Source organism: Micromonospora sp. NPDC047074, assembly GCF_040643815.1.
Lineage (GTDB): Bacteria > Actinomycetota > Actinomycetes > Mycobacteriales > Micromonosporaceae > Micromonospora.
Genome location: NZ_JBEYVB010000001.1, coordinates 356,196 through 373,114, shown reverse-complemented (window position 1 = coordinate 373,114; position 16,919 = coordinate 356,196). Strand labels below are relative to the sequence as shown.

Annotated in this window: 16 protein-coding genes; 8 read left to right on the top strand and 8 right to left on the bottom strand. The window is 69.2% G+C overall.

Translation table 11 applies throughout. The features are described 5' to 3' along the window. Positions 1 to 208: 208 nt before the first annotated feature. Positions 209 to 1,678 (top strand): helix-turn-helix transcriptional regulator, encoded by a 1,470-nt coding sequence (locus ABZ809_RS01810; RefSeq protein ID WP_357560412.1) that lies wholly within the window; start codon positions 209 to 211, stop codon positions 1,676 to 1,678. Positions 1,679 to 1,693: 15 nt separating this feature from the next. Next, a complete protein-coding gene (locus ABZ809_RS01805) occupies positions 1,694 to 2,326 on the top strand; it encodes a 2'-5' RNA ligase family protein (protein ID WP_357560411.1) in 633 nt (210 codons plus the stop codon). 220 nt (positions 2,327 to 2,546) lie between these two features. On the opposite strand, the gene ABZ809_RS01800 is transcribed toward ABZ809_RS01805, so the two are convergent. The 3 genes from ABZ809_RS01800 to ABZ809_RS01790 form a co-directional block, all read right to left on the bottom strand. Continuing rightward, on the bottom strand, positions 2,547 to 2,687 hold the full coding sequence (locus tag ABZ809_RS01800) for a hypothetical protein (protein WP_357560410.1): 141 nt from the start codon (positions 2,685 to 2,687) through the stop codon (positions 2,547 to 2,549). Positions 2,688 to 3,007: 320 nt separating this feature from the next. Then, positions 3,008 to 3,964: a replication-relaxation family protein gene (locus tag ABZ809_RS01795; protein WP_357560409.1), complete on the bottom strand. Its 957-nt coding sequence runs from the start codon at positions 3,962 to 3,964 to the stop codon at positions 3,008 to 3,010. A gap of 447 nt (positions 3,965 to 4,411) precedes the next feature. Beyond that, positions 4,412 to 5,158, bottom strand: a complete 747-nt coding sequence (locus tag ABZ809_RS01790; protein ID WP_357560408.1) for a DUF2637 domain-containing protein — start codon at positions 5,156 to 5,158, stop codon at positions 4,412 to 4,414. Positions 5,159 to 6,252: 1,094 nt separating this feature from the next. Between ABZ809_RS01790 and ABZ809_RS01785 the strand changes: the two genes are divergently transcribed. Continuing rightward, positions 6,253 to 6,564 (top strand): hypothetical protein, encoded by a 312-nt coding sequence (locus ABZ809_RS01785; protein WP_357560407.1) that lies wholly within the window; start codon positions 6,253 to 6,255, stop codon positions 6,562 to 6,564. A 271-nt stretch (positions 6,565 to 6,835) separates the two neighbouring features. Further along, complete coding sequence (locus tag ABZ809_RS01780; protein WP_357560406.1) at positions 6,836 to 8,095, top strand: hypothetical protein; 1,260 nt, start codon at positions 6,836 to 6,838, stop codon at positions 8,093 to 8,095. 21 nt (positions 8,096 to 8,116) lie between these two features. Here the strand turns inward: ABZ809_RS01780 and ABZ809_RS01775 are convergent, their stop codons facing one another. From ABZ809_RS01775 to ABZ809_RS01765, 3 genes are all read right to left on the bottom strand, one after another. Next, positions 8,117 to 9,682 (bottom strand): recombinase family protein, encoded by a 1,566-nt coding sequence (locus ABZ809_RS01775; RefSeq protein WP_357560405.1) that lies wholly within the window; start codon positions 9,680 to 9,682, stop codon positions 8,117 to 8,119. 53 nt (positions 9,683 to 9,735) lie between these two features. Continuing rightward, positions 9,736 to 10,179, bottom strand: a complete 444-nt coding sequence (locus ABZ809_RS01770) for a SigE family RNA polymerase sigma factor (protein WP_357560404.1) — start codon at positions 10,177 to 10,179, stop codon at positions 9,736 to 9,738. Between the two features lie 122 nt (positions 10,180 to 10,301). After that, positions 10,302 to 10,880 carry a TetR family transcriptional regulator gene (locus ABZ809_RS01765; protein ID WP_357560403.1) on the bottom strand — a complete coding sequence of 193 codons (579 nt, stop codon included), beginning with the start codon at positions 10,878 to 10,880 and terminating at the stop codon, positions 10,302 to 10,304. Between the two features lie 109 nt (positions 10,881 to 10,989). On the opposite strand from ABZ809_RS01765, the gene ABZ809_RS01760 reads away from it, so the two are divergent. Both ABZ809_RS01760 and ABZ809_RS01755 read left to right on the top strand, forming a co-directional pair. Next, complete coding sequence (locus ABZ809_RS01760) at positions 10,990 to 12,144, top strand: FAD-dependent oxidoreductase (RefSeq protein WP_357560402.1); 1,155 nt, start codon at positions 10,990 to 10,992, stop codon at positions 12,142 to 12,144. Positions 12,145 to 12,446: 302 nt separating this feature from the next. Beyond that, complete coding sequence (locus ABZ809_RS01755) at positions 12,447 to 12,965, top strand: hypothetical protein (RefSeq protein ID WP_357560401.1); 519 nt, start codon at positions 12,447 to 12,449, stop codon at positions 12,963 to 12,965. Between the two features lie 163 nt (positions 12,966 to 13,128). On the opposite strand, the gene ABZ809_RS01750 is transcribed toward ABZ809_RS01755, so the two are convergent. Together ABZ809_RS01750 and ABZ809_RS01745 are read right to left on the bottom strand one after the other, a co-directional pair. Continuing rightward, complete coding sequence (locus ABZ809_RS01750) at positions 13,129 to 13,515, bottom strand: VOC family protein (protein WP_357560808.1); 387 nt, start codon at positions 13,513 to 13,515, stop codon at positions 13,129 to 13,131. Continuing rightward, positions 13,515 to 13,811, bottom strand: coding sequence for a metalloregulator ArsR/SmtB family transcription factor (locus ABZ809_RS01745; RefSeq protein ID WP_357560400.1), 297 nt, complete (start codon positions 13,809 to 13,811; stop codon positions 13,515 to 13,517). The genes ABZ809_RS01750 and ABZ809_RS01745 overlap by 1 nt, the downstream gene beginning before the upstream one ends. Before the next feature lie 185 nt (positions 13,812 to 13,996). On the opposite strand from ABZ809_RS01745, the gene ABZ809_RS01740 reads away from it, so the two are divergent. Both ABZ809_RS01740 and ABZ809_RS01735 read left to right on the top strand, forming a co-directional pair. Further along, positions 13,997 to 16,432 carry a molybdopterin-dependent oxidoreductase gene (locus ABZ809_RS01740; protein ID WP_357560399.1) on the top strand — a complete coding sequence of 812 codons (2,436 nt, stop codon included), beginning with the start codon at positions 13,997 to 13,999 and terminating at the stop codon, positions 16,430 to 16,432. Positions 16,433 to 16,435: 3 nt separating this feature from the next. Then, positions 16,436 to 16,894 carry a hypothetical protein gene (locus ABZ809_RS01735; RefSeq protein ID WP_357560398.1) on the top strand — a complete coding sequence of 153 codons (459 nt, stop codon included), beginning with the start codon at positions 16,436 to 16,438 and terminating at the stop codon, positions 16,892 to 16,894. Positions 16,895 to 16,919 lie beyond the last annotated feature (25 nt).

Here is a 16,919-nt window from a genome sequence, read left to right as displayed (position 1 = left end):
TCAGCTTGCCGACGCATGGACGTGAATGGATTCCCAGGTGTGGTGAGTTTTTCCCCCAGACACGCAAGCCGGTGACCTGCGGAAAGTTTGATCATTCCGTGAGGAACTACCCACCGTCGGGTCGGTGGCCTCGCCGTCGTCCGTACCGGTGCTGACGGGTGGGGCGATACCGTGCGACGGGAAGGCCGCACGTTCGGAGGTGACCGCGATGGCAAGGACAACCGGCACCAAAGCCGAGCGCGACCACGTACGCCAGACGTTGGCCGGCTTCGGCGCGACACCGGTAGCCATCGCCGCCGAGTTGCAGCGCAGGTTCGGATTACGCCCGCGGGATGCGTTCCGGCAGGCCCATGGCTGGACTCAGGACGCGGTGGCCGAGAGGCTGAACGCCAACGGAACCGGTTCGGCGACGTTCACAGGTGCACGGGTCAGCGACTACGAGCGGTGGCCCTTCGGCGGCCGTCGGCCCACCCTGGCCGCCTTGAACGCCCTGGCCCAGGTTTTCGGCGCCGAGCCGGGCTGCCTGGTCGACCTGGACGATCTGACCGCTATGCCGGACGCGGACCGAGAGGTTCTGATCGGTCGAAGTGCGACCCCGATGCCTAGCCGGTCCGTCACACCCTCAGCTCCGCCAGGCGCCATGGCTGAGCCTTTGCGGTGGGACCTCGGCGCATTGCAGGACGAGACGGAATTGGTGATCGCGGTGGCGGAACGCACGGCCAGCTTCGGCGCATGGGCGCAGGCATCCAACGTGGGGCCGTTCACCCTTGAGGATGTCGTCGCCTCCACCCGCAGGATCGCCACCGACTATCTGACCGAGCCGCCGGTTGTCGTCTACGCCCGAGCGGGCCTACTGGCCGACCGTGTCTTCCGACTGCTGCAGACAGGTCACCAGAACCCCGACCAGTCGCGGGAGCTCTACCGATGGGCGGGATACCTCTGCAGCCTGCTCGCCTGGATGGCGGGCGACCTTGGTCATCCCGCTGCGGCGGAGTCTCAGGCACGCACCGCGTGGATGTGCGCCGAGACCGTCCGCGACAACACGCTCCGCGCCTGGGTCCTGTCCACAATCAGCAAGATCCATCTTTGGGAGAGGCGCTTCGAGGACGCGGCGAACGCCGCCGCCCGGGGTCTGAGCTACGCCACCGAGGGCAGCGCGGCAGTCATGTTGGCCTGCCAAGAAGCGGACGCCTGGGCGGAGATCGGCGCTGCCGAACCGGCCCGCTCGGCGCTGCGACGGGCCGACGAGGCCCGAGAACACGTCACCGGCGATCCGGTAGGTGGACTTCTGGCCTGCGGGATGGTGCGCCAGCACAACTACGCCGGGTCTGTGCTGTTCCGGATCGGCGACCCCGCCAGCGCCATCCAGCACGCCGAACGCGCTCTCGCGCAAGCCGCCATCGATCCCTCGATCGCATACGGCACGCTCGCGCAGATCCGCATCTGGGCCGCCTCGGCACACCTCAACGCCGGCAGCCTCGACGGCGCGGTCTCGATCCTGTCCCCGGTACTGGCACTGCCGCCCGAACAGCGACTCGACCCGTTGGTTCATCGCCTGCGTGACGTCGGCCGAGCCCTCGCCGGCGATCCGGCGCTGCGGACGAGCATCGAGGCCCGCACTGTTCAAGCAGCGATAACCGAGTTCTGCGCCGCCAGCGCCGCCCGCCAGCTCCCATGATGACTTGGAGAACCGATGGCAGTTCCGCACAGCAGCAGCATCCGCAACCACTGGTACTGGCGCCCGGGCTGGGGAGTCGGCTCCCGCTTCTACACCTGGCACATCACCTTCGACGGACAACCCGAGGTCGACGAACTCGCTGACCAGTACCGCTCCCTGCTCTCACCGCACCCGAGCCTCGACGTCATCCCGAACCGATGGCTCCACCTCACCATGCAGGGCATCGGCTTCGTCCAGGACGTTCCCGTCGAGGACGTCGACGCCATCGTCGCCGCAGCACAGGACCACTGCGCCCAGCTCGCACCCTTCCAGCTCACCATCGGCGCGCCTCACGTCGACCCCGAGTCCATCCAGATCGCCGTCGACCCGGTCGAACCCGTGCGACAGCTACGAGCCGCGATCCGCGCCGCGATCGCAGATGTCTGGGGGCCCGACCGGGTTCCGGAAGCCGCGGAGCCGTACAACCCTCACCTCAGCCTGGCTTACACCAACACCGACGCTCCTGCGGCACCGCTGATCGAGGCTCTGGAGGACGCGCCGCAGCTCGGCGCGGACGCCGTCATCGACGCATGCCAGCTCATCGTTCTCAACCGCGACGAAGGCATGTATGTCTGGGAGCCCTACGCCACCGTCAAGCTCGGATCGTGATGTCGGCCGCGCCGGTCGCCGCACCCCGGTAATCAGCCACGGGTCCGTCTGCTTGTCGCCAGCGGAACAGACCGAAGAGTGTTGTGCGATGTCTGGCCGTAACGGACGGTTCAGGCAGGCGGCCGGGAGGTGGGAGGCCGATGTCGTCGTCTGGGTCGGGCATCGGTACCCACCCCCGGCCGTTGGCTGCGCAGGATTAGGCGGCGGGAGCGGACGGCGGTCACGCGGCGGGTGCAGCGGGGTGGTGCAGGCGGAGCAGGCGGGCGAGTGTGGCGGCTTGGTCGATGGTGGGGAGGTCGGCTTCGGCGGCGAGGGCTTGAATCTCCGCTTCGGTCTGTGGGTCGGTCAGGTAGTGGGCCATCGACAGCGTCCCCGGCAGAATTGGAGTGTCGGCGTCGGGAACAGCTGTCGGGGCCTCGCCAACGGCCTTCCGCGTGGGCGCGGTCGTCGGCGACGGGTGTGATGTGCTCGCGCGTGATGTCTGGTCACGGCGTGTGGCCATGTCCCTCCCAGGACGGCTCGTGGCGTGAGGTCGACATATGGGGCCATGGGCAACTCCTTGGGATGTAGGAACTCGCTGAAGATCGCCGGACCGCTCCGTCGGGAGGAAGGCAGCGGTCAAAGGCGACGGACTGTGACTCCGGTGGCCGAGGAAGTAGAGACACCGCCAGTCACAGGAACTCACAGGTCGAGTTGCTGGTGTGAGCGCGCGTCTTCATGGTCGGAGTAGGGGGCGTTGTCGTACTCGTCGTCGTGGTGGGGGTCGGTGTAGGGCAGGTCTATGAGGCGGTGACGGCCGGCGCTGCGGCCGATGAGCTGCCACACCTGTTCGGCAGGGCTAGCGCCGAGTGCGGTGCGAAGTCCGGCGGTGGTGGTGGCGATGACCGCCCTTGGCCTGGCCTCGGCAAGGCGGTGGTGCAGGTTCGTCTCGCGTCGGGCGGAGGGTAGGTGGAACAGGACCGGCCACGCCCAGGTGCTCATCGCGTACACCCGTTCGTACTTGGCGATCTTCTCGGTGAGGATGTCGAGGCGTTCGAGGCCAGTGTCGTACTCGATGAAGAACGGCACGGACCGCCCGTGCTCGGTCCAGACGCCGGCGCCGTCGGGGCGGGGTAGTCCTGTCGGTCCGTGGACCATCATCTCGGGGTTGCCGCCTTCGCGGTAGAACACGCCCGGGTCGTGGAAGGCGGCGGCGGGCTGCCAGCGGTCCAGGTGGTTGTTGAGGTGAATGCGCGCGTGGGCGGCGAGGTCGATGAAGACCTGGTTGCCGCCGAGTAGGTGTGGCAGGTCCGGGCGGCGGGTGAGGGACTGTTTGCGGCGGCGGGCTTGGTCCCGGCGGGGCGCTCCGAGTCCGCGTTGGGCGTGGACGTGGTCGTAGCCGAGTTGGTCCAGGACGTAGTGGTACGGGTAGGAGCCGCCGTCGGCCTTGTTGGGCCGGAACCGGTCCACAGCGCGCAGGACGGTGAGGCGGCGTAGCCGCCGTTGGGCGAAGTCCAGGGACGGGAACAGGGCGGTGGCGATCTGATCGGTGGTGAGGACTCCGTGGTCGTAGAGCCAGCCGAGGAGCTGGTCGTCACGGGCGGTGATGCTGGCCTGTAGGCGGAGCAGCGGATCTGCAGACGGAAGGCGGTTACGCATGGGTGGCCCCCGGGGGGAGACCTGAGACTTGAGGGTCTGTCTGGAGCGGTATCGCGCCGCTGACAGGGGGGTTGACCTGGGCTGTGAGTGGCTGCGGGGGGTCGGTTCGGGGGTCAGGTTCAAGGCGGACGGTGCAACGGGGGTCGACGCTGACTCCGACGCGGTCGGGCACACCGGATCCGGTGTCACGGCGTGCATAGAGCGGGTGTGGGGCGGGCCGGCGACAGGACCGGCGATGCGGGTGAGTTTTGCGGTGCGGGGTGATCATCGTTCGTGCTCCATGCTCAGGGATGCGTGTGGGGTGAGTCGGGTGCGCTCGCTGCGCGGGCGGGAGCGAGGTGGACAGGTCCGGTCAGCGCCTGTCAGCTCGTGGGACTGCTGACAGACGCGGGCGGTGCATTGACAGCGGCGGGTTCGCTCTGACAGAAGCCGCAGACAGACGTGCGGTCACGCGGCCTCCCCCGGTGACAGATCTGGTGCCGATGAGATGCCTTCGGCACGCAGGACGCGCACGAGCGCTGAGGCGGTGGCGTTGGACAACTGGTGTCCGTCGGCGCGGAGCTGTCGGGCGAGGGCTTTGCGGGACAGTGGTGTCCCTTCAGCGGTGACGGTGTGGGCGGCGGTCCGGGCAGCCGGGACCAGCGCGGCGACTTCCGGACTGTCATCGTCGGACGCCGGCTGGCGGTCCGGGCGGTCCGGGACCGTCGAAGGGTGGTCCGTGACGGCGGGGACTGTGGCCGTGTGGTCCCGGACCGCGCCAGCGGCGACGGGCATCGGCGGGTGGTTGTCCGGGACAGCAGGGTGGACGGTCGGGCGTGGTCCGGGCTCCGTCCGTGCGGGGCGGACGGCCCGGTGAGATGGGGCGGGGTCGGCGCGGCTGAGGGCGATCTTCACCATCGCGAGGAAGCCGAGCGCGGGCAGGGCAGCGGCGATCCAGCCGATCAGCGATGCCTCGGCCTCGACGACCTGCGCGGCAAGTGACAGCAGCACCGCCGCGGTGAGCATGGTGGCGGGGAAAGCGACGCTCTTGCCCAGGCGCCGGTTGCGGCGCAACTCCAGACCAGCGGCGATCGAGGTCAGCTCAAGGACGATCGCGTCGGCCCAGGCCAGCCAGCCCGGTTGGCCGTGCGCGGCGGCGACGTCATGCACGTGGGTGAAAGACGCCGCTCCGGCCGCCGCGCCGATCAGGAGCATGATCGCCACCTGTGCCCGATCTTCCAGCCGCTGCCGCCCGACCCCGCCTCATCGGGCGAGTCGCGGCTACGTCGTTCACGCGCTGCCAAAGGCCCACCGCCTTCGACAGGCCGGTCCGGGTGACACCGCATAGGCCGTCACCCCTCCGAGGCGGACCGGAAGGACGGTCGCGGCGGTCGCGACCGCCAGGTCCAGAGAGATGATGTTGAGTGAAGTCACAGGTCTTCTCCAGGGATTGCGGTTGTAGGTTCCAGGCGCGGTACAAAGGGGGGTCGCCCGGTCGCGCCTGCCCAATCGGTGACGGGCAGGCGCGACCCTGCCGGGTGACGCCCGGCCGGGCGGACCCCTTCAAGCAGCGGGGGACGGCAAAGTCACTATGGTCGAGTCAACGAACACGCCAGACCCCACGAGGGGCAGGCACCAGGGCAAGTAGGCGTCACCGCGACCCGCACAGCAGGCCTCGGTAACAGCGTGGACACAGGGCAGACGGCCAAGCCGCGCCACGTAGATGTGTGGAGCCACCACCGGACAGCCCAAAGGCGCTCAGGTGGTGCGGCGGCTCAACTCGCCGACAGGTGATCCTTCATGGGGCCTCCCAACACTCGACGCACTCCGGCAGCGTCGGCACCAGCAACGGCAGGCACCCCCATAGTGGGGGTGCCTGCCCGCTGCGTCTGTGGCCGACCGCGCCAGCTGGCGCTGCGGGATCGTCTTCCCATTACGCCCCGGGATACCGGTGGAGTCAACCATCAATTCCAACAGATCAGCCGCCAACTCTTGCTACCAGTCCGACTGAATGCTGTAAATGTCGGCCGCGTCCGCGCTGGTCCGTGCGCGTCCGTGAAATGACGGCAAAAATTCTCCGAGGGGCGACCGCATATCGGGACGCCGATCTCTAGATGTGGACGCCCGCGTGAGAGACGATGACTCAACCCCTGGTATGAGTCCCTGGCCAATGACCGGCCACCCTCCTGCGGCTATGGTGCCGCGACGGCGCGCAGAGGCCCGCTGCGCAGGTAGCGAGAAACGTGAAGCGGCGATGACAGTCGGTCCTTGCCGGCCGCTGTCAGAGGCAGCCGCTACACTCCCCGCCCGTGACGAGAAGCCGGTCAGCATCAATGCGCACGGGCAAAGAGCACCTCTACGTCCTGCAGTTCGACAACGGCGTCGTCAAGATGGGCCGCTGGACCGACCCTCGCGCGCGCAATGAGCGTCACGCGCGAGACTGCGGTCGCTACGGGCTCACGATCGCACGTCGTTGGGTCTCCGACGAATGGAAAAGTGCCCACTGGGCAGAGCAGCAGTTGATCGCGAACCTCACCAAGATCGGAAGCCGCACGCCCGCCAGCCGTGAGTACTTCCGCGACATTCCCTTCAGCATCGCGTCAGCGCCTCACGATCAATGAGGAACTCTGCCGTCGGGCCATCACCGATATCGAGGCGTTGTGCCGCGCCGTCGCCGGGTTGGCGGTGCCATGAGGGCGGAGCTGACCAGCGCTGACTCGTAGCCGTTTCACGCCGGCCCTCAACCGAAAGCCGTCGGCACCGGTGCGCTTCCCGGGCGCTCAGTGACGCCGGGCCGGGGCGTCGTCGATCCATCCCTGTCTGGTCTCCTGCTCGACGTTGAACTGGCGGCGGATCACGCTAGTGGCGACCGGCTGCCAGCCTTTCGCTCGGTTGGGTGAGGTCGCGGTAGGAGTTGTCATACCGACGCGGAAGGATGAGCTGGTGAAGCCTCGCCCGAGCCGGACTGTCGGCCAACTGCACTTTGAGGATCTTGAGCCGCACCGGTTCGAGGATCTGGTGCGGCAACTCGCGTACGGGTTTCGAGACTGGGTCCGCCTTGAGCCTCTCGGCCGCTCCGGCGCCGACGACGGCGTCGACATTCGCGGTATCGAGCAGACGCAGGTGGGGAAGCGGGGTGTGGTGAGTTCAGCCGAACCCGGCCAGGATGAGGGTTTCGAGGACCGGGTGTGGTTCATCCAGTGCAAGCGAGAGAAGACGTTCGGCCCCGCCAAGGCGCGGACGGTGGCCTCGGCAGCCCTCGCGGGCGCAGCAGAACCACCGTTTGGGTTCGTGCTGGCGGCTCCCTGCGATCTATCCAAACGGACCCGTGACGCGTTGGCGTCCGACCTTCGCGCGGCTGGTGTGCGCCAGGTGTTCGCGTGGGGACGTGCCGACCTCGAAGACATGCTGTTCATGCCAGAGAACGATCATCTGCTCTTCGCGTACTTCGGGGTTTCGCTCCAGGTTCGCCGACGCAGCCAGGTCGCGGAGCTGCGCAGCCGTTTGGTCAGGAAGCGTGAGGTCTACCGAGCGGTCGGGGACCGTAGCCACCGAGGGTTCAAGCCGGTGCTCGTGCGTGACCCGACCGTTGACGGCTATCCGTTCCGAGAACGAGTAGCCGACTTCGACGACGAGAACCCGCCCTGGATGTGGACGGCGTTCCGCCATCATTCGAACCCCGACACGCTCGCCCTCGTCATCAAGCGTCACCATGCCTGGATCTCAGCCGACCGCACCACGTTCGACGTCATCGACTCGTGCTCCCACGTCATGCCACACCGCAACGGCTTCGACAAGGCCGTAAGAGGCGACTCAGAGCTCTGCGACCGGGCGTGGCGGTTCTTCCACAACGAGGTACCGGAGGACGAGCGTGGGTGGCTGGAGGTGTTCGGATGGATCTTGCTGGATGACATTCTACTCGTCGACGATCTGGGGGACGCGTTCCACGAACCGCCCCACGTCCTGGCTAACCGAGATCACACGTTCGGGTTCTTTACACACACTCGCCAGTTCCTCCGGCTTGACCGGCATGGGAAGGGCGCGGCCGAAGCCCTGGCCCCGGATGAGAAGCACCTTGATGTTGACAAGCTGAAGCGGGCAAGGCTCTTCCCTGATCCGATTCCAGATGTTCAGTGGAAAAGCCGGTGGTAGCGACCCGACCCGCCAAGCCGATCAGCAAGCCGTCTGCTGGTCTTGCGGGCCGAAGTTCCACGTCCAGTTGACGCGGTGGCGGCCGAAGGTGCGGTGTTCGCCCTTGAAGCCGGCGCGCAGTAGTTTGATGTCGGCGACGAGGCGGATGATCTCGCGTTTGACGGGGATGTCGCCGTCGAGTTCTTGCCACGCTGTCACGGCCTGGTTGCCGATGCGTCCGCGTAGCACGGCGGGGATGCCGGCGTCGGCGGCGCGTTGTTCGTATTCGGCGATTTGCGCGAGCAGGCCCTTCTCGGCGCGGGCGTAGGCGATCGCGGTGACCTCGCCCTCCTCACCCAGCTTCCGCCAGTCCTCCAACTCTCCGCGCAGCCGTTGCGCTTCCGCTCGGGCGTGCGTGACCTCCTCGTCGCTGGCGCTGGCGGCGGTGAGGATGTCGTAGACGTCGGGGCGGGACAGCCACGCCACCACCGCGCGCTGCACGTACTCGTCGAGGAACTCGGCCTTCACCCCGACGTGCCGCTTGTGCAGGCAGGAGTACACCTGCCCGGTCCAGCCGTGCCGATTCTGCCGCTGCGACGACAACGGCCCGTCGCACACGCCGCACCGCACGATGTACGACAGCAGGTGCACCGCGCGGCCGGGGCGGGTCGTCGTGCGCGAGGGGTCCTGCAGCATCCGCACGACCGCCCAGTAGGTTTCCTCGTCCACCAGGGCGGGCCAAATCCCGTCGCCGACGATCTCCCCGCGCAGGACGCGCTTGCCGATGTAGGCCGGGTTCATCACCTGCTTACGCAGGATCCCCCGCCGCCAGATCCCGCCCTGCGAGGCGGGGATCCCGAGCCGGTTCAACTCGGCTTCCCGCGCGGTCAACGGCATGCCCTCGGCGATCTTGCGGAAGTTGTCCCGTACCACCTGCTCACGCGAGTACCGCGTCACCGTTCCGTCGGCCGCCACGGCGGTGTGGATCTCGGTGTCCGGCTCCTGACGAAGCAACGCTCGGGTGCGCTGGTCGTAGATCCGCCGGTACCCGTAGGTGATCTTTCCGTGTGGGCGGCCGGCTTCGGCGGCGCCGACGATGCCGCGCAGCACGTTGTCGCGGATCGAGTCGGCCATCCACTCGGCCTGCACCGCCTGGAAACCGAGCATCATCCGGTCGTTCTTGTCCCGCAGGTCATACAGCACCCCGCCGACCAGCCAAAAGTAGAGGCCGACCTCGTGACACATGTCCCGGATCTTCACGAACACCGCGAGGTCACGTTCCTTGCGGGAGATCTCCCACACCACCAGCACATCGCCCTTGCCCGCCCGGATCTGCTCGATCAGCAACTCGAACTGCTCGCGCTCCTTCTTGGCGCGGCGACTCGCCGAGCGATGGTTGTCCGTGAACGACCCCGCGTCCGTCCAGGACCGCTTCGTGATCTCCGCCAGGTTGAGTACGCCCTGGTCGTGGACGCTCTTGCCCTGCTCCTTCTTGTCCTGACTCGCGCGCTGATACCGCAACGCCCGCACCGCCGCGCCACCAGCCAGCAACGCGTCCTTGCTGTCGAACCGGCCCCGACCCCCAGGCCGGGTGCTCCGCCGTACCATCAGAACCGTCCCCCCTAGATCGACGTTCGTGTCGGCAACATCGACCCTAGCTTCTAACGATTCTTGACAGTGCCGACGGTGACGCCGAGCGCCTCCGCGGTGGCGGCCTCGGTGAGGTCCTCGAAGTAGCGCAGCACCAGGACGGCCCGCTGCCGGGGCGGCAGGTGGCCGAGGGCGTCGCGCAGCGCGAGCCGCAGTGTGCCGTCGCCCTCCTGCGTCGCCCGTTCCGGCGGGTACGCGGCGAGCCACTCCCGGCGGCGGCGTCGCCACCAGGAGACCGCGTCCCGGTAGAGGATCGCCCGCACGTACGCGGCCGGATCGCCGTTGCGCACGGCGGGCCAGCGCAGGGCCAGCTTGAGCAGCGCGTCCTGGAGCAGGTCCTCGGCCTGGTGCCGGTTGCCGCAGACCAGGTAGGCCGCGCGCAGCAGCCGGTGCTGGTGGCATTCGACGAAGGTGACGTAGCTGTCCCGCCCGTCGTCGCCCGTCGGCGGTCCCATCCGCCCTCCCCCGGCCGGCCGTCGCAGTCAGTTCCCACCAGGCAGACGCACCGGGGCCGGAAAAGGTTGGGCGCGGCGGCAAAGTCAGGCGTCGGGCGTAGAGCTTGGGCGTGGCGGCGCGGTCAGGCGTCGGGCGTGCCGCGCAGGTAGCGCTGGACGGTCGGCGCGACCCAGGCGACCAGCTCGGCCGGGTCCGTGTCGACGATCGGGGGCAGCCGCAGCACGTACCGGGTCAGGGCCAGGCCGAGCATCTGGCTGGCGACCAGCCCGGCTCGCCGGGGGGCGGTTTCCGGGTCGGGCACCGCCCGGGCCACCGCGGCGGCGAGCTGGTCGGCGAAGATGCCGCGCATCCGCTCGGCCGCCGCCGGGTTGGTGGCGGCCGTACGCAGCAGCGCGACCATCGTCTCGTCGTTCTCCCACCGGTCGACGAAGTGCCGGACCAGCCGCTCGCCGAGCTGGTCGGGTGGTACGGCGGTCAGCTCTGGCAGCCGCAGGTCGAACTCGGCCGCCGCCGCGAATAGGCCCTCCTTGCTGCCGTAGTAGCGCATCACCATCGACGGGTCGATCCGCGCGTCCGCCGCGATGGCCCGGATGGTCGCGCGGTCGTAGCCGTCGGCGGCGAAGCGTTCCCGGGCGGCCTGGAGGATCGCCGCCCGGGTGGCGTCGGAGCGGCGGGTACGGGTCGGCGCGGCCTCGGTCATGCCAACGACTGTATGCCAACACGTGTTGACATTCCAGTCGCGGTCGGCCTAGCGTTGCCAACAACAGTTGGCCAACAGCCGTTGGCATAGATGGTGGCGGAGGTTCACGATGTTGCCCACGAGCACGGACGTCCTGGTGGTGGGTGCCGGCCCGACCGGACTGACCGCAGCGCTGACCCTGGCCCGGCGCGGCGTCGGGGTGACCGTGGTGGACCGGCTGGACCGGCCGCCGCAGACCTCCCGGGCCGCGGTCGTGCACGCGTACACCCTGGAGGCGCTGGACCGGATCGGTGCCGGTGCCCCGCTGGTCGCGCGTGGGCTGCGGTCGCCGGGGTTCACCGTCCGCGACCGGGACCGGGTGCTGCTCGCGGTGCCGTTCCACACGCTGCCGTCCCCGCACGCCTACGCGCTGATGGTGTCCCAGTCGGTCACCGAGGAGGTGCTCGCCGCCGAGTTGGCCGCGCTCGGCGTGCCGGTGCTGCGGCCGTACGCGATGACGGGCCTGGACCGGGACGCGGACGGCGTGGTCGCCACCTTCGCGGGCGGCGCGACCGTCCGGGCCCGGTACCTGGTCGGCGCGGACGGCATGCACAGCACCGTGCGGGAGCGGGCCGGGATCGGCTTCTCCGGCCAGGCCGGTGGCGAGGAGTCCTTCGCCCTCGCCGACGTCCGGGTGGAGAGCGCCCTGCCCCGTGACCGGGTGTCCCTCTTCCTGGCCCGTTCCGGCCCGCTGGTCTGGGCGCCGCTGCCCGACGGGTCGGTCCGGCTGGTCGCCGCGGTGGACGAGGCGCCCGCCACTCCGGACCGGGCCTACCTCCAGGCGTTGCTCGACGAGCGCGGCCTGGTCCGCCGGCCCGACCGGGTGACGGAGGTGCTCTGGGGTTCCCGGTTCCGGATCCACCACCGGATCGCCGACACCTTCCGCAGCGGCCCGGTGCTGCTCGCCGGCGATGCGGGGCACGTGCACAGCCCAGCCGGCGGCCAGGGGATGAACCTGGGCATCGTGGACGCGGTCGACCTCGGCGAGACGCTCGCCGAGGTGCTGGCCGGCGCGCCCGACGGGCTGCTCGACGGGTACGCGGCCCGGCGCCGGCCGATGGCGGAGGAGGTGGTGGCCTTCGCCGCGCGGCTGACCCGGCTGGCCACCCTGCCGCCAGCCGCCCGGCCGGCCCGGAACCTGCTGTTCCGGCTGCTGGGCGCCATCCCACCGGCCCGGCACCGGATCGCGATGCGCCTCTCCGGCCTCACCCGCCGTGACGGGTAAGGAAGGGCGCCGTGGCGCAAGCGGTGGACAGCTGAGTTCTCCGGGTTTAAGTTGGCGAACTCGACATTCCCAGGAACTCTCGGTGAAAGAGAAAGAAATCCCGGGATTGTGCTCGCCTCGGGCCCCGGCCACGCGATGCCGTCGCCCTCGCCAGTTATGCGGATACCTGCATATCAGTCGATTTCAGGTTCTGTTGCATACGCCCACGATCGTCGTTACGTTCACCCCCTGCCAAGCGTCGGGCCTTATCTCTCCGTGATGGCCCGGTTATCGTGAGTTTCCCCAAAGAAGGAGAGGGACTCATGCCGTTGTCAGTGGTGGATTTCCCGGCGCTCGGGAACGCGCCGATCACGATCCAGTCGACGTTCTTTCCGAATGTGTATCTGCGTATGGACGGCACCGGGGTCACGACCTTCACGGGGTCCGGCGGCGGGACGGTCAACTGCCAGTTCGGCGCGGGGCCCCTGGAGAAGTTCAGGCTTCACGCACACGCGGACGGCTCCTACTCCTTTGAGTCGGCGGCCTTTCCGAACGTCTATCTGCGTATGGACGGCGCCGGGTTGCCGGCCGTCCCCTCGGGGCCTGGCGGTGGGACGGTGAACTGCCAGTTCGGCGCGGAGCCCTACGAGAAGTTCAAGCTCCGTGCGCAGGCGGACGGTTCTTTCTCCTTCGAGTCGGCGACGGCCTTTCCGAACGCATATCTGCGAATGGTCGGCTCCGGGGTGACGGCCGCCACCGATTCAGGTGGTGGGATAGTCAACTGCCAATTTGCCGCCAACGGTGGCGGCCACGAGAAGTTCGTTCTCAACGTGGCCGGCTAGTTGCGGCTCCGGCAAGGTGGCGGGATGTCCCGGTAGTTCGTGCCCGGCAGGCGTATGCCGGTCGTGGTGATTGGTGCGTACAGGGCAGGCGCGGTTCTCCTTGTCACTTTTGCCTTGAAGTCGGCGATCGTGCTGGGAGGACCGTGCCTGCATCTGTCAAGCGCTACTTCAGGGCGATGATCTGGATGAGGTTGCCGCAGGTGTCGTCGAGGACGGCTGTGACCACCGGACCCAGGTCGGTGGCGTCCTGGGTGAACTCGACGCCCAGCCCTTTGAGCCGTTCGACCTCGGCGGGCACGTCGTCGACGGCGAACTGGGTGAACGGGATGCCGTCGGCGACCAGGGCGCTCTTGAACGGGCCCGCCGCCGGGTGCCCCTCCGGCTCCAGCAGCAGCTCGACACCGTCCGGGTCGGCGGGGGAGACCACCGTGAGCCAACGGGCCCCGCCGGCGGGCTCGTCGGTCTTCTTGATGAACCCCAGCTTCTCCGTGTAGAAGGCGAGCGCCTTCGCCTGGTCGTCGACGAACACGCTGGTGATGTTGATGCGAATCACGGGTTGGACACCTCTCCCTGGACGGGCCACCGGTCGACGATCGAGCGCAGTGGGCCCGTGTCGATGTGGTGGAACTTGAACCGGCCCTGCCGCCGGGTGTGCACCAGGCCGGCCTGTTCGAGCACCGCGAGGTGCTGCGAGATGGCCTGGCGCGAGGAGGACAGACCGTGCTTCATGGTCAAGCGACCGCAGATCTCGAACAGCGTCTGGCCGTCCTTGTCGGTCAGCTCGTCCAGGATGACGCGTCGCGTCGCGTCGCCGATGGCTTTGAACAGGTCCCGTTCCGCCTCCACGTGGACCAGTTATAGGCAAGTGGGCACTTGCGTGTCAAGGCGGCCTGCGCGGATCTGGACACCGGTTGCTCGTCGCGGCCGGTGCGGTCGTGCTCTTCTCGATCGTTGACTGGGTATACGACGGATGCGGGCAGGTCGATGCCGGCTTGGGCGGCACCCGGAACAGTCATCGGAGGGAGCGTGTGATGGTCGACCGGATCGCCGACCCGTGGGGTGAGCGGACCCCGTACGGGCCGGGCCAGGAGTGGCCGGTGCGGGTCGACCGCTTCCTCGGCGGCGACCTGACCGAGTCGGACGTCGACCGGTGGGTGCAGTCGGCGTCGGTGCTGCACTCCAACGGCGACGCGCTGGACATCGCAGTCGCCGACGGCCGGATCGTCGGGGTGCGGGGTCGGGCGGTGGACCGGGTCAACCGGGGCCGGCTCGACCCGAAGGACCTCTACGGGTGGCAGGCCAACCACAGCCCCGACCGGCTGACCAGGCCGCTGGTGCGCGAGGGCGGCCGGCTGGTCGAGACGGACTGGGACACCGCGATGGGCCGGGTCGTGGCCCGCTCGAAGGAACTCCTCGCCGGACCGGGCGGGTGGGGACACTTCGGCTTCTACACCACCGGCCAGCTGTTCCTGGAGGAGTACTACGCGCTGGGGGTGATCGGCAAGGCCGGGCTGGGCACGCCGCACATGGACGGCAACACCCGGCTCTGCACGGCCACCGCCGCCGCCGCGCTGAAGGCGAGTTTCGGCACCGACGGGCAGCCCGGCTCGTACACCGACGTGGACCACTGCGACGCGATCGCCCTGTGGGGCCACAACGTGGCGGAGACCCAGACGGTGCTCTGGATGCGGATGCTGGACCGCCGACGCGGCCCCAATCCGCCGACGATGCTGGCGGTCGATCCGCGCGCCACCCCGGTCGCCCGGGAGGCCGACGTGCATCTCGCCGTGCGCAGCGGCACCAACATGGCACTGATGAACGGCCTGCTCCGGGAGGTCATCCGGCGCGGCTGGTACGACCGCGACTACGTCGAGGCGCACACGCTCGGCTTCGAGGAACTGTGCCGGATCGTCGACGGCTACCCGCCCCGGCGGGTCGCCGACATCTGCGGCGTACCGGCCGCCGACGTGGAACGCGCCGCCGAACTGCTCGGCGCCTCACAGCGGCTGTTGTCGACCGTGCTGCAGGGCTTCTACCAGTCCAACCAGGCCACGGCCGCCGCCTGCGGCGTCAACAACCTGCACCTCGTCCGGGGCATGATCGGCCGGCCCGGTGCCGGGATCTACCAGATGAACGGCCAGCCCACCGCCCAGAACACCCGGGAGACCGGAGCCGACGGTGACCTGCCGGGCCTGCGCAACTGGGAGAACACCGCGCACATCGAAGAGCTGGCCCGGCTCTGGAACGTCGAGGTCGACACCATCCCGCACTGGGCGCCCCCGACGCACGCCATGCAGATCTTCAGGTACGCCGAGCAGGGCTCGATCAAACTTCTGTGGATCTCCGCCACCAACCCGGCCGTGTCCCTGCCCGACCTGTCGCGCATCCGGCGCATCCTGGCGAAGCCGGACCTCTTCGTGGTGGTGCAGGACCTGTTCCTGACCGAGACCGCCGAGCTGGCCGACGTGGTGCTGCCCGGCGCGACGTGGGGCGAGAAGACCGGCACGTTCACCAGCGTCGACCGGACCGTGCACATCTCCGACAAGGCCGTCGACCCACCCGGCGAGGCCCGCCCGGACCTGGACATCTTCCTCGACTACGCCCGCCGGATGGACTTCCGCGACCGCGACGGGCAGCCGCTGATCCGGTGGACCGGGCCGGAGGACGTGTTCGAGGCGTGGAAGGAATACTCGCGGGGGCGACCGTGCGACTACACCGGCATCACCTACGCCAGGCTGCGTGGCGGCTCCGGCATCCAGTGGCCCTGCACCCCGGAGCACCCCGACGGCATCGAGCGCCTCTACACCGACGGGCACTTCAACACCGACCCGGACTACTGCGAGACGTACGGCCACGACCTCGCCACCGGCGCCGAGTTCACCGAGCCGGAGTACCGCGCCAAGGAGCCGCGCGGGCGGGCGTTCCTGCACACCGTCGACTATCAACCCTCACCCGAGGTGCCCGACGACGAGCATCCGATGGTGCTGACCACCGGCCGTACCGTCTACCAGTTCCACACCCGCACCAAGACCGGCCGCGCCCCGCAACTGAACCGGGCGGCACCGGACGTGTGGGTGGAGCTCAACCCGGACGACGCGGCCCGGCTCGGCATCGCCGAGGGCGACCTGGTCGGCATCTCGTCCCCGCGCGGCGGAATCACGGCCCGGGCCCGGATCAGCGGCATCCGCCCCGGAGTCGTCTTCGTGCCGTTCCACTACGGCCACTTCGACCAGGACCCGGCCGACCGCGGCCCCCGGGCGGCGAACGAGCTGACCGTCACCGCGTGGGACCCGGTCTCCAAGCAGCCCATCTTCAAGGTCGCCGCCGTTGCGGTGGCGAAACTCGCCGACAGCGGCGGCGTACCGTCGCCGGCGCCCACGGTCGGCGGCAGCGCCCCACCGGCGGACGCCCTCGTGCCGCCGACCGTGGGCGGCCCGGCCGCCCAGGCCACCAGCGGGAAGGAGTGAGCCGTGCACCTCGCCCACTACCTAGGCCTGTTGCACCGCGCGCAGGTCAACCTGGCCACCGCGTTCCGGCAGGTCGCCGACGCGCACGCCGAGGAACCGGACCTCCGCCATCTCTGCCGCCAGCAGGCGCAGCGCTGCGACGCGCACGCCGAGCAACTGCGCCCGTTCGCCGCCCACTACTCCGAGGACGCCAGCGCCGAACCCGACCGGCTGCACTCGCAACTGTTCACCGGCACCCGCACCGGCGGCATCGGCCTCCTCCGTGACCTGCAGGACCTGTATCTGATGGCCGCCGAGTGCGACGTCGCCTGGACCGTCGTCGGCCAGGCCGCCTACGGCGCCCGCGACGAGGACCTGCTCGCCGTCGTGCGGCGCTGCGAGGGAGAGACGGCAATCCAGCTCAAGTGGTTGCGTACGCGAATGAAGGCCGCCGCGCCCCAGGCGCTCGTCGTCGCCGACTGACGAGCCCCGGGCGCGCCCGGGCTGA

Bases quoted from the DNA above. Each gene is read 5' to 3' on its own strand.
- ABZ809_RS01810 (WP_357560412.1), top strand. From the start codon at position 209: ATGGCAAGGACAACCGGCACCAAAGCCGAGCGCGACCACGTACGCCAG.
- ABZ809_RS01805 (WP_357560411.1), top strand. From the start codon at position 1,694: ATGGCAGTTCCGCACAGCAGCAGCATCCGCAACCACTGGTACTGGCGC.
- ABZ809_RS01800 (WP_357560410.1), bottom strand. From the start codon at position 2,687: ATGGCCCACTACCTGACCGACCCACAGACCGAAGCGGAGATTCAAGCC.
- ABZ809_RS01795 (WP_357560409.1), bottom strand. From the start codon at position 3,964: ATGCGTAACCGCCTTCCGTCTGCAGATCCGCTGCTCCGCCTACAGGCC.
- ABZ809_RS01790 (WP_357560408.1), bottom strand. From the start codon at position 5,158: ATGCTCCTGATCGGCGCGGCGGCCGGAGCGGCGTCTTTCACCCACGTG.
- ABZ809_RS01775 (WP_357560405.1), bottom strand. From the start codon at position 9,682: ATGGTACGGCGGAGCACCCGGCCTGGGGGTCGGGGCCGGTTCGACAGC.
- ABZ809_RS01770 (WP_357560404.1), bottom strand. From the start codon at position 10,179: ATGGGACCGCCGACGGGCGACGACGGGCGGGACAGCTACGTCACCTTC.
- ABZ809_RS01765 (WP_357560403.1), bottom strand. From the start codon at position 10,880: ATGACCGAGGCCGCGCCGACCCGTACCCGCCGCTCCGACGCCACCCGG.
- ABZ809_RS01760 (WP_357560402.1), top strand. From the start codon at position 10,990: ATGTTGCCCACGAGCACGGACGTCCTGGTGGTGGGTGCCGGCCCGACC.
- ABZ809_RS01755 (WP_357560401.1), top strand. From the start codon at position 12,447: ATGCCGTTGTCAGTGGTGGATTTCCCGGCGCTCGGGAACGCGCCGATC.
- ABZ809_RS01740 (WP_357560399.1), top strand. From the start codon at position 13,997: ATGGTCGACCGGATCGCCGACCCGTGGGGTGAGCGGACCCCGTACGGG.